The organism is Nocardia sp. NPDC001965, from assembly GCF_053594175.1.
Window position 1 is genome coordinate 202,589 of record NZ_JBSFDZ010000003.1, and the last position, 11,237, is coordinate 213,825.

Genomic DNA, 11,237 nt, shown 5'->3' on the forward strand with positions numbered 1-11,237 from the left:
CTGGAAAAGTACTGCACGCAGACATCGGAGTTGTATGCCTTTACAAACTGAGTCCACGCAGACCGCCGGCGGTGCCGGCACCGGCTCGACCGCCTCTTCCGCCGCGACCGATGCGGAGCCCGCCAGTACCGGCGCGACGCTGCGCGCCCCGCGGATCGCCGACGCCTCGCGACTGTGGCAGATCGCCGACGAGTCGCAGGTGCTGGACGTCAATTCGAGCTATGCCTACCTGCTGTGGTGCCGCGATTTCGCCACCACGTCGGTGGTCGTCGAGAGCGAAGGCCGAGTCGTCGGATTCGTGACCGGCTATGTGAGACCCGAAGCACCCGGCACCCTGTTCGTATGGCAGGTTGCCGTAGATGCCGACCAGCGTGGCCGTGGCCTGGGGGTCGCCATGCTGGACTGGCTGGTTTCCACTGTCACCGCGCCCGGCCACCCCGCCGGCGGCGCCGTCGAGGCGCTGGAGACCACCGTTTCCCCCGACAATCCTGCCTCGATCGCCATGTTCGCCTCGCTGGCTCGCCGCCGCGGTGCCGAAATGGTGCGCAGCGAACTGTTCGAACCGGATGTTTTTCCGGACAGCCACGCCGCCGAGGATCTTTACCACATTTCCCCGATCGCCCGTAAAACCGAAAGGGATCACTCATGATTGCCGCCGAAACGACGATCTTCGACGAAATCGAATCGAATGTCCGCGGCTACTGCCGTTCCTGGCCGACAATCTTCACGACCGCGCAGGGCGCCTGGCTGCGCGATGAGGCCGGGAAGGATTTTCTGGATTTCTTCGCCGGCGCGGGCGCGCTGAACTACGGCCACAACAATCCGATCCTGAAATCCGCGCTGATCGACTACATCGCCGGTGACGGCATCACCCACGGCCTGGATATGTCGACGGTCGCCAAGCGCAAACTGTTGGAAACCGTCCGCGACACGCTGTTGGCGCCGCGCGGTCTGGACTACAAGGTCCAGTTCCCCGGCCCGACCGGCGCCAACGCGGTCGAGGCGGCGCTCAAACTGGCGCGTAAGGTGACCGGTCGTCAGACCATCCTGAGCTTCACCAATGCGTTCCACGGGATGACCTTGGGGGCGCTTTCGGTGACCGGTAACGCCATGAAGCGCGCCGGCGCCGGTGTTCCGCTGAACCACGCCACCCCGATGCCCTACGACGGGTACTTCGACGGCACCACCACCGACTTCCTCTGGATGGAGCGGGTCCTCGACGATTCGTCGTCCGGCCTGGACCGTCCGGCCGCCGTCATCGTGGAAACCGTGCAGGGTGAGGGCGGGGTGAACCTGGCCCGCGACGAGTGGCTGCGGCATCTGGCCTCGCTGTGCTCGGCGCGCGGCATCCTGCTCATCGTCGACGATGTCCAGATGGGCTGCGGCCGCACCGGCCCGTTCTTTTCCTTCGAGTCGGCCGGTATCACCCCGGATATCGTGACCCTGTCCAAGTCGATCGGCGGCTACGGCCTGCCGATGGCGCTGGTACTGCTCAAGCCCGAGCACGATGTGTGGTCACCCGGTGAGCACAACGGCACCTTCCGCGGTAACAATCCGTCTTTCGTGACCGCGCAGGTGGCGCTCGAGCATTATTGGTCCGATGATGTACTGGAGAAGGCCACCCTTGCCAAGGGTAAGCGGGTGGCCACGGCACTCGGAGAGATCGCCGTGGCCGTTCCGGGAGTGTCCACTCGGGGCCGCGGCCTCGTGCACGGGCTGGTCTTCGAGGACGCTTCGCAGGCCGGGAAGGTATGCCAGGTCGCGTTCGACCGTGGACTGCTGACCGAGACCTCGGGCGCGTCCGACGAAGTCGTGAAACTGCTGCCGCCGCTCACCATCGCCGATGACGAACTCGATCAGGGTCTGCACATCCTGAGCGACGCCGTCGAAACCGTTTGCAGCTGAAAGGGAATCGTTCGATGATCGTGCGCACCACCGAAGAAATCACCGGCACCGACCGCGATGTGGGTGCCGAGGGCTGGCGCAGCAAGCGGATCGTGCTGGGTGGCGACAAGGTCGGTTTCTCCTTCCACGAGACCACCATCCAGCCCGAAACCACCCATGTCTTCCACTATCAGAATCATGTGGAAGCGGTCTGGCTGGTCGAGGGTGAGGGCACTCTCACCGACCTGACCGACAACCGCACCTACGAACTCGCCCCGGGCACCATGTACCTGCTCAACGGGCACGAGAAGCACGAGGTGCGGACACGGACACGGATGCGGATGCTGTGCGTGTTCAATCCTCCTGTCACGGGGCAGGAGGTGCACGACGAGAACGGCGTTTATCCGTTGATCGCCGTTCCGGCCGACTGAGAGGAAGGACGAACGACGTTGGTAGACAATCGGATCGATCGCTATCCGACCAGAACCGCCGAGCGCCTGCCGCTACAGGAGCGGCACGACGCTACTGTGTGGGGCCGGATCGGCAACGCGGAGCTGGCTGCGTTCGATACCGACGGTTTCGCGATAATGGATCGCTTGCTGGCGCCGGAGGAAGTGGCCGAGTACGCCACCGAGGTCGACCGGCTGGCAAGCGATCCGGATTTGCGTGGTGACGACCGGCTCATCGTGGAGAAATCGTCGCAGCAGGTGCGCTCGGTCTTCGAGGTGCACAAACTGAGTCCGGCGGTGGCGGAGCTGGTGCGGGAGTCCCGGGTTGTGGACCTGGCCCGGCAGGTACTGGGTTCGGATGTGTACATCCACCAGAGCCGGGTCAACTATCTGCCCGGATTCGGCACCGGTTTCTACTGGCACTCCGATTTCGAGACCTGGCACGCCGAAGACGGTATGCCCTCGCCTCGGGCGGTGAGCCTGTCCATCGCGTTGACCGACAACTACCCGTACAACGGCAGTCTGATGCTGATGCCGGGTTCGCACTGGACGTACGTGCCCTGTCAGGGCGTGACGCCGGCGGACAATTATCGGGAGTCGCTGCGTGAGCAGGAGACCGGAGTGCCGAGCAAGGCCGACATCACCGACCTGGCCCATAAGTACGGGATAGCCCAGTTCACCGGTGTGGCCGGTTCGGCGCTGCTGTTCGACTCGAACATCATGCACGCTTCGGGCAACAACATCACGCCGTTCCCGCGGTCGAATATCTTTCTGGTGTTCAACAGTGTGGAGAACGCCTTGGAGGAGCCGTTCGCCGCGCCGGCCCGGCGGCCGACCTATATCGCCGACCGCGATTTCACGCCGGTGTAGACGGGATACTCGCCGAGGGCGACGGGGACGAATCCAGGGGGTTCGTCCCCGTCGTCGTATCCGGAGGAATCATCCACCCGCCGGTCGCGTCTGGTGTAGTCGCCGGTAGAGGGTCAGCCACGCTTCCGGTGGGACCAGACCTACCGGGACATCGTTCGCTATTCCGGCGGCGGCGCAGGCCGAATCCACCGCGCGAGCGGTGTGGGCGCGGCGCAGCGAGGCGGCGAGTGACCCGCCCACCCCGGAAAACCCCAATTCGACCATTCGCCGGTACCGGCCGCGCGCGGCGGCGGGAATGAGCGGCGTGGGGCGGCGCGTGATGTGCAGAATCGCCCCGTCCACGCGCGGTACCGGGAAGAATTCCCGGCGGTCGATCCGGGTGCCCAGCGCGAGTGCCGATTCCGGCCAGTGCGTGACGGTCAGTTTCGTCCACCGTCCGTAGTCGCCGCTGTGTTTACGTGCGAATTCGTATTGAGTGAGCAGGGTAGCCGAGGTCAGCCGCGGCGCGGCCAGACACCAGCGCAGGATATCGGTGCTGACCGCGAACGGGATATTGGCGACGACCACGAACGGTTCGTCCGGTGCGGTGACGGTACGGAAATCCCGGTTCCGGACGAGGAGGCGGCGGTCGCCGGAGTATCGGACGGTGAGCCGGCGGGCGTAGTGCGGGTCTTTCTCGTAGGCCACCACGGCTGCGGCAGCCGGAACCAGGTGGCGGGTGAGCATACCGTCGCCGGGCCCGATCTCGAGCACGAGATCGTCGGCGCCGATACCGGAGGCCCGCACGATACTGCGGGCGATCCGGGGATCGGTGAGGAAGTTCTGGGAAAGCCGCTTGCGGGTCGCGGATACGCGGGTACGCGGGCCCGGGGCAGTGCGGGGCATGGGGATCCTCCGGGGGTGGGTCGAATCGAAAAGACGCTGATTCGCCCGGACCCGTGCCGGGGCAGGAGGTGGCGCGCGGGAGCGCCGGGTGATCGCCGTGGTACCGGTTCGATCGAACCGGTACCGAATCACGGCCGAGCGGTCCCGCGGTGGGGACGGCTCGGCCGGGTCAGCGGAGGGTGAGGTGCACCGGCAGAGTCCGAGCTGCCGTGCGCTGCCGGATGTAGTACGCGCCGACCGCGCACACCCCGTTGCACAAAGTTCCCATAGCGGCACACTGTAGGACGACCGCTTCGAGCCGTCCATCGATTTTCCGCTCGTGCGGGTGGAACGGAAACCGTTCGCGGCCGACCGGATACCCGATGCGCTCGTTCAGGCCGATCCGGCGGTCTGTGGGCACTGGAACTCGCGCGATTCGCCCGGCTCGTCGACGGGCACCCGGACAATCGAATCCGGTTCGAAGACAAGGTTTTCGGTCTCGGTCGCGGTGTCGGCTCCCTCATCTCCCGCCGTGCCGCCGGTCCGGTAGCTCGAGCTCAAGCGGCGGTAGTAGCTGCTCCTGAGAGCGAAACCGGTGAAGAGGAGCCCGAGAATGCCGAGCAGCACGAAGACCAGTGCCATACCGCGGGCTTCGCCGGTGCCGAACCAGCCGCCGATCCGGTGCGCACCCGCCCCGTCGGTCATGAACGGGATGAAGAAGAACTGGGTCAGCGGGCTCAGCAGGAACGCGGTGAGCGGTGACGCGGCCTGCTCGACGCTCTGGGCGAACCCGAACACCCGGCCCTGTCGCCGATAGGGCACCACCTTCTGCAGCACTGTCTGCTCGGCGGCCTCCGCGAACGGCATGAGCATCATGAACACGGCCATCCCGCCGATCAGCAACAGTGCGGAATCCCGCATCGGGAACAGCAGCATCACCGCCCACAGCGCGAGATTGATCAGCAGGATCAGCCGCACCGGATTCGAGGAGGTACCGGTGCGCGCCACCAGGAGCCCGCCGAGGATCATCACCCCGCTGAGGACGCCCCAGACGACACCCCAGACCTGTACCGACATCATCGACAACGCGTACGGGTCCATCAGCGCCATCAGGCCGCCGAACAGCAGATTGTTCAGCGCGGAGAAGACGATCAGCGGAACCATTCCGGGAATCGCGCGGATGACGCGGACGGTACCGCGCAGGTCGACGCGCTGGGGTTCGTCTGCGGCCGCGGCGCGGGCCAGCGATTCCGGCAGTGTCAGCCCCCGCAGATGCGCCACCGCGACCGCGAGTACGGCGACGGCCAGAACCAGTACGCCCAGCATGCCGTTCCACCCCACCAGCAGGGCGCTGGCGACCGAGGTGATCAGATGGGAGACGCCGGTCGTCGTGCCGACCAATCCGTTGGCGCGGTCGCGGACCCGTTCGTCGAACATGGCGGTCACCACGGTGGGCAGCGCGATCGTGCGCAGGCTCCCGGCGATCACCCCCGTCATCGCCAGGACGACGAACAGCCACAGCCGCACGCTCGCCGGATCGTGCCACACCTCGGTGGGCGTGATCGTGTAGTAGACCAGCGCGACCCCGTAGATCCCCAGCGAAACGAGTGCCGACATCTGCATGACACTCTTCTTGCGATGGTGGTCGACGATACTGCCGAACCACACCCCGGTGCCCGCCATGGCGAGCAGGAAGATTCCGGCGATCATTCCCGTGGCGAATACCGAACGGGTCTGCAGGTATACGAAGAACGTGATGCCGAACCAGACGGTGTAGTTGATGAACGAGACCAGGAGAACGTTCACCAGCAGCTGCGCGAAGGTCCGGACCGTGCGATCGGCGAAGTCGAGACGGTTCGCGCCTTCGGCGTCGGTGAGCCGTGTGGTTTCCATAGTCATGAACTCAACAACCTCGACATTGGTTCAGGTCAAGGGGTGACCTGCCGGAAGATTCACCATCTTCGACCGCCGAGGTCGGTGAAAATAATCGCCGTCCGCCGAATTACCGGATCGGCACTGCTCACCGCTCCGCAGTCGGCACCGGGAAGGAGTCCGTGATCTGAGCGGCATTGGCGATCACCTCTTCGGCGACGGCCTGGGTACGCCACATTCGGGCCTCGCGGATCTCACCGCGCTCTTCGAGCAGATCGGCGAGGCTCGCCATGGCGCGGATCTGCCGTCGTCCGGCCGCGACCCGCCACCATCGTTCGGCCGCGTCGAGTTCATCGTGCCGATAGTAGAGTTCGCCCAGATCGTAGGTGGCGCCGAGATGGCCCGCGTGCGCGGCCTCGGCCCAAAGCCGGGCAGCCTGCTCGTCGTCTCCGCTCGCGCGCCAGGCCGTGCCGAGGCCGTGCAGTCGGTCCGGGGTGTCGGCGGCGGGTTCGCTCCCGGTGTCCGTTATCGGGCCGAGTGAGCCGTCGGCGACGGTATCGGCTGTCGAAAGGCCACCGCTGCCGGTGTATTCGTCGTCGGCCCGGTATCGCGCGGCACGCGATGCAGTGAAATAGGCCGCGGGCAGCGGGAATACCGACGGGCCACTGTCTGCTACCGAATTCCGGGGCGGCTCCGGGCCGTAATCGGGAAGGTCTTCGCCGCCGATCACCGGTACGAGCCCGGTCTGGTCCGGAGCGGCGGCCCAGCTGAAGGACCCGGGCTCTGCCGGAGCACGGTCGGCGATATCGTCCAGGGTCCGGGTGTACCACTGTTCGGGCCCGGTGAGCAGCGTCGCCGGACCGGAGTCCTCGGGATCGGCCGGATCACCGGGCACCGGATCCTCGAAGAGGGACGAGTAGTCGAGGACCTCGTCGGTGTCCAGCGGGCCGACCAAGAGATCGGCGCCTTCGGTATGCCTGGACCGCAGGACAAGATCCGCGAGACTGCACGGATAACCCTCCGGCTCGACGCTGTCGGTCATCGCGATCCCGGCGAACTCCGGGACCGGCGCTGCGTATCGATCCGCTGCTCCGCGCGCGGTCGTGAATGCGCCCGGGGCCGGACGGGTGACGGCCGTACCGCCGGACCCCGGCCGGACGGCGGGAACCGAGACAGCCGGTACGACACCGGTGCCCGGGGTGAACAGCTGCGGATGCGGATCCAGGGGGGTGCTGCGGACCTCCACCACGAGATCGGCGAAATGCGGCGGCCCCTCGCCCATGCTGCACCACAGCACGGTGCGGCCGCTGTCGGTGCGTTCGACGACTATCCCGTAGTTCCCCGACCAGGATTGCGGTTCGCCGGCGGCGTTCGCCCAGACCGGCGTCAGTGCGAAGAGTGCGCCCGGGGCGGTCGCGGACAGGTCGAAGGTGATCCCGCGTTCGAGCGCGTCCCGCCAGATATCGACGCCGGTCAGCCGCCGCCGATCGATATCGATATATCCGTCGACCATGGAGAGGCCGATACCGACACCGGCCAGCCCGGCCGGGGGCGTGGCCGACAGCAGGGTGACCGTGAGTGCTGCCGCCGCGGTGGGCAATTGCTCGCTGTAGAGCGGATGGACCGCCGTACCCTCCCATTCGATCGGTTCGGCGCTGCGGTAGTGCTCGGCGAGGGTCGGATCGCCGGTGGACCGATCAGCCGTATTCCCGGCCGACTCGCCGTGTGTATCGCCGGTCAGCAACGGCGTGGCATCGAGGCGCAGCCGCCGGAGGTACCTCGGTAGTTGTCCGGCACGCGGTGCCGAAGCGGGCATATCAGCCTGCGATGGAACAACTCCGGTCGACGAAGATACCGGATCGAACATATCCTGCCCCGCCTTTCCCACCGCTCCCGTTGACCCCGCAGCAATGCGGTGGCTATACCGTACTAGCCGGATCCGTCGCGCGTGTGCCGATTCCGGGGGTGATAAAAGATCGACGATGCGCGCGATGCGGTCGTGGTCGGATCGGGCGAGAAACCGTGCTTCCGAACCGGTATCGCGGGAGGTCTCCGGCGCCACGGGGCACTGCATTTCCTGTCACCCGGGCCGGGTGAACGAGGTCGGTGCGGCGGCCGTCGCGGCGCAAGTGGTCGTTCGGCGGTGAACCCGCGCCGGGCCTTGTGCGAATTGCTTGCGGTGGAGGCGATGAGGGCGACCCCAGATTTATGTGTAACCGCCGGTTACACATAAATCTGGAACTGTCCCGGGTGTGGGGAATAGGCCGAGAACCGGCGGATATGCTCACCATACACGACCCGGCGCCGGCACGCCCGGCTGCACCGCGTTCCCGCTGCGCGGGCCGGGAACGCTCGTCCGATGGTCATCGGGGCGTCATCCGGGCGCCACGGGGCGGCCAGCCGGGTGCGGGATCCATGGAACATGGACACCACGCGCAGGCGTTTCCTGACCGCCGGCACCGCGGCGGCTGTGCTGTTCGCCGGCACCTCCGCGGCGGGCGGTGCGCGGTTCGGCCGCCGCGACTACCGGGTGATCCGTTCACCCTGGGCATTGCCTCGGGGGATCCCACACCGGACGGAATAGTGCTGTGGACCCGGCCGGCGCCCGATCCCGGCGCGCCGGACGGGTCGGGCGGGATGCATCGCGAACCGGTGACCGTCGACTACGAGGTCGCACACGACGAACGGTTCCGCCGGGTGGTCCACCGCGGCTCGGTGGTCGCCGATCGCGCGCTGGGTCATTCGGTGCACCCCGAGATCGGCGGTCTGGAACCGGCGCGCTGGTATTTCTACCGCTTCCGGGCCGGCTACGCGATCTCCCCGGTCGGCCGCACCCGGACGGCACCGGCGCCCGGCGATCCGGCCCGCCGCTTGCGCTTCGCTTTCGCGTCCTGCCAGGCCTGGAACGACGGGCACTACGCGGCCTACGACCATATGGCCCGGGAGAGTCTGGACCTGGTCGTGCACTTGGGCGACTACCTCTACGAATATCCGATCGTACGGAGCCGGCGTGGCACCGCGATCGAACCGGGGTTGCGGCACGAACCCCGCGATCTGCACGGCTACCGAATGCACTACGCGTGGTACAAATCCGACCCGGCACTGCGGCGCGCGCACGCCGCCTTTCCGTGGCTGGTCACCATGGACGATCACGAACTGGCAGACGACTGGGCGGGCGATACCGCGGGGCCGGGGTGGATCGCGATATCGTGGCACCGGTTTTCCGGGCGCGCCGGGCGGCGGCGTTCCAGGCGATGTACGAACATCAGCCGTTGCGCCTGGCGCAGTTGCCGTCCGGGCCACGGATCCGGCTGCATCGCCGCTACCGATTCGGCGAACTGGCCGAGATCACCATGCTCGACACTCGTCAGTTCCGTCGCGGCGCTTCGATTCTCGGTGCATCCCAGCGCGAGTGGCTTATCGACGGATTCGCGCGATCACCCGCGCGCTGGCAGATCCTCGGGAATCAGGTGGTGCTCGGCCGGACCGATCGTGATACCGGGCCGGGCTCGGAACTCTCCGGCGATGCCTGGGACGGCTATCCCGCCGAGCGAGCCGACGTACTCGCCGCGGCCGCGCGTTCGGTACGCAATCTGGTGGTGATCACCGGCGACCGGCACGAGAACTGTGCCGCCGATCTGCGCGCCGATCCGGCCGATCCACGCACACCGGTGGTGGCGGCGGAATTCACCGGCACCTCGATCACCAGCGGCGGCGACGGAATCGACACCGGTGGGCGGGGCGTCGACCTGCTGGCGGCCAACCCTGATCTGAAATTCTTCAACGCGCAGCGCGGGTACGCCCGGGTCGATATCGACGAAAGAGTCCGGCGTACCGATTTCCGGGTGCTGCCCTGTGTGAGCCGCCCGGGTGCGCCGATCTCGACGCGTGCGTCGTATGTGGTCGAAGACGCGGTCCGGGGTTACGCCGGGATCGCGACGATCGGCCGGACCAGGTCTTCGCCGCGCCCCCGCCGCCACCGGTACGCCGGCGGCGGCCGAGCAGAAGGATGCGCGGTGACTCGTGCGTCCCGGGTCAGAGGACAGCCATACCGGGGGTCGGCGGGAAGGTGACCGGAAGCGTTTCCAGGGCGCGCTGGAAGGGGTTCGGCCGCCAGACCGGTTCGTCGAGGCCGAACTCGGGGCGCAGATCAGGAAGAGCGTCCAGCAATTGGTCGACGGCCTCCGCGGCGAGCAGATAGGTGATCGACCGCGCCTGAGCCGGACACGCGTGCGGGCCCGCGCCCCAGGCCAGGTTCGTCTCGTGATGCGGATTGTGTCCGGGGGTTCGCTCGGGATCCTCGTGACAGGCCGCGGGTCCGACCAGCACCGGCTGATCGGCCGGGAGCCAGACATCCTCGATCAGTACCGGCAGCGGTGGATAGACGATGCTGTGGTGCGCCAGGGGTGGATCGGTCGCCAGCACCTCTTCCAGCGCCTCCCGGGTCGGCGGTGCGAAACCGACCTGGTTGGTCGTGAACCGCGGGTCGGTGAGCACCAGCAGCAGGGTGTTCGCGATGAGGTCGCGCGCCGGTTCGATGCCCGCCCGGTAGACGGCGAGCAACTGATCGACGACCTCCTCGTCGGTCAGTTCTGCGGAATCGCCGATGAGCCTCGAGGTGAGGTCGTCGCCGGGTTCGGCACGTTTGGCGGCCACGAGTTCGGCGAGCGCGGTCTCGGCGGCGTCGGTGGACTCCCCGTCGTCGCCCATATCGAAAACGACGGTCAGTGCCGTGGTCAGCCGGTCGGTCAGCGTGGGCGGGCATCCGGCCAGCTCGCCGAGCACCCGGAACACCAGCGGTGTGACGTACCGGTCGATCAGGTCGGCTGCGCCGTCCGCGCAGAATTCGTTGATCAGGGCGACCGCGGTCCGGGAGATCATCGACCGCAGCGAGTTGAGATCGGCGCCGGACAGGGCCCCGACCGTCGCGGACCGATAGCGCTCGTGCTCGGAGTCGTCGGTACGCAGCACATTCGGGCGGTAGCGCATCATTGCGACGATGGGCAGACCGGCCGGTGCTTTCTGCTGCCAGCCGCGTGGATCGGCCGGGAAGTGAGTCGGATCCTCGAGGATGCGCACGGCGGTGCGGTAGCCGAGAACCAGCGTCGCGGGTACACCGGGTGCTAGATCCACGGGCGCCAGCGCACCGAACCTGTCACGCATCAGCTGATAGAAACTATGCGGATCGGCGGCGAATTCCGCGGTGTAGATCGGTATCCGGGAACCACTGGACTCGGCGGCGGCATGCCGACCGCGTCTGTTCACCTGCTGGAGCCGGATAGGCCCTGTCACTCGAAG

General features: G+C 67.1%; 9 protein-coding genes and 1 pseudogene. 6 read left to right on the plus strand and 4 right to left on the minus strand.

Features of this window, described 5'->3' with window-relative positions:
- Positions 1 to 34 precede the first annotated feature (34 nt).
- From ectA to thpD, 4 genes are read left to right on the plus strand one after another with little or no spacing between them, the layout of a single operon-like run.
- Complete coding sequence (ectA, locus tag ACWCPQ_RS07435; protein WP_449895856.1) at positions 35 to 649, plus strand: diaminobutyrate acetyltransferase; 615 nt, start codon at positions 35 to 37, stop codon at positions 647 to 649.
- Positions 646 to 1,905, plus strand: coding sequence for a diaminobutyrate--2-oxoglutarate transaminase (gene ectB, locus ACWCPQ_RS07440; protein WP_449895858.1), 1,260 nt, complete (start codon positions 646 to 648; stop codon positions 1,903 to 1,905). The genes ectA and ectB overlap by 4 nt, the downstream gene beginning before the upstream one ends.
- Before the next feature lie 14 nt (positions 1,906 to 1,919).
- Positions 1,920 to 2,315, plus strand: coding sequence for an ectoine synthase (locus ACWCPQ_RS07445; RefSeq protein WP_449895860.1), 396 nt, complete (start codon positions 1,920 to 1,922; stop codon positions 2,313 to 2,315).
- Between the two features lie 18 nt (positions 2,316 to 2,333).
- Positions 2,334 to 3,203, plus strand: a complete 870-nt coding sequence (gene thpD / locus ACWCPQ_RS07450) for an ectoine hydroxylase (RefSeq protein ID WP_449895862.1) — start codon at positions 2,334 to 2,336, stop codon at positions 3,201 to 3,203.
- Positions 3,204 to 3,272: 69 nt separating this feature from the next.
- Here thpD and erm read toward each other — a convergent pair whose 3' ends face one another.
- The 3 genes from erm to ACWCPQ_RS07465 form a co-directional block, all read right to left on the minus strand.
- Positions 3,273 to 4,088, minus strand: a complete 816-nt coding sequence (gene erm / locus ACWCPQ_RS07455; protein WP_449895864.1) for a 23S ribosomal RNA methyltransferase Erm — start codon at positions 4,086 to 4,088, stop codon at positions 3,273 to 3,275.
- A 372-nt stretch (positions 4,089 to 4,460) separates the two neighbouring features.
- Positions 4,461 to 5,966 carry an MFS transporter gene (locus ACWCPQ_RS07460; RefSeq protein WP_449895866.1) on the minus strand — a complete coding sequence of 502 codons (1,506 nt, stop codon included), beginning with the start codon at positions 5,964 to 5,966 and terminating at the stop codon, positions 4,461 to 4,463.
- A 121-nt stretch (positions 5,967 to 6,087) separates the two neighbouring features.
- A complete protein-coding gene (locus ACWCPQ_RS07465; RefSeq protein WP_449895868.1) occupies positions 6,088 to 7,755 on the minus strand; it encodes a hypothetical protein in 1,668 nt (555 codons plus the stop codon).
- Positions 7,756 to 8,354: 599 nt separating this feature from the next.
- On the opposite strand from ACWCPQ_RS07465, the pseudogene ACWCPQ_RS07470 reads away from it, so the two are divergent.
- Both ACWCPQ_RS07470 and ACWCPQ_RS07475 read left to right on the plus strand, forming a co-directional pair.
- Positions 8,355 to 9,062: pseudogene (locus ACWCPQ_RS07470) on the plus strand (alkaline phosphatase D family protein); the annotation flags it as partial.
- 86 nt (positions 9,063 to 9,148) lie between these two features.
- A complete protein-coding gene (locus ACWCPQ_RS07475) occupies positions 9,149 to 10,012 on the plus strand; it encodes an alkaline phosphatase D family protein (RefSeq protein ID WP_449895870.1) in 864 nt (287 codons plus the stop codon).
- Here ACWCPQ_RS07475 and ACWCPQ_RS07480 read toward each other — a convergent pair.
- Positions 9,975 to 11,204 carry a cytochrome P450 gene (locus ACWCPQ_RS07480; RefSeq protein WP_449895872.1) on the minus strand — a complete coding sequence of 410 codons (1,230 nt, stop codon included), beginning with the start codon at positions 11,202 to 11,204 and terminating at the stop codon, positions 9,975 to 9,977. The two genes, ACWCPQ_RS07475 and ACWCPQ_RS07480, sit on opposite strands and share 38 nt — an antisense overlap.
- Positions 11,205 to 11,237 lie beyond the last annotated feature (33 nt).

Excerpts from the sequence above, each read along its gene's own strand:
- ectA (WP_449895856.1), top strand. The coding sequence starts at position 35 with ATGCCTTTACAAACTGAGTCCACGCAGACCGCCGGCGGTGCCGGCACC.
- ectB (WP_449895858.1), top strand. The coding sequence starts at position 646 with ATGATTGCCGCCGAAACGACGATCTTCGACGAAATCGAATCGAATGTC.
- ACWCPQ_RS07445 (WP_449895860.1), top strand. The coding sequence starts at position 1,920 with ATGATCGTGCGCACCACCGAAGAAATCACCGGCACCGACCGCGATGTG.
- erm (WP_449895864.1), bottom strand. The coding sequence starts at position 4,088 with ATGCCCCGCACTGCCCCGGGCCCGCGTACCCGCGTATCCGCGACCCGC.
- ACWCPQ_RS07460 (WP_449895866.1), bottom strand. The coding sequence starts at position 5,966 with ATGACTATGGAAACCACACGGCTCACCGACGCCGAAGGCGCGAACCGT.
- ACWCPQ_RS07465 (WP_449895868.1), bottom strand. The coding sequence starts at position 7,755 with ATGCCCGCTTCGGCACCGCGTGCCGGACAACTACCGAGGTACCTCCGG.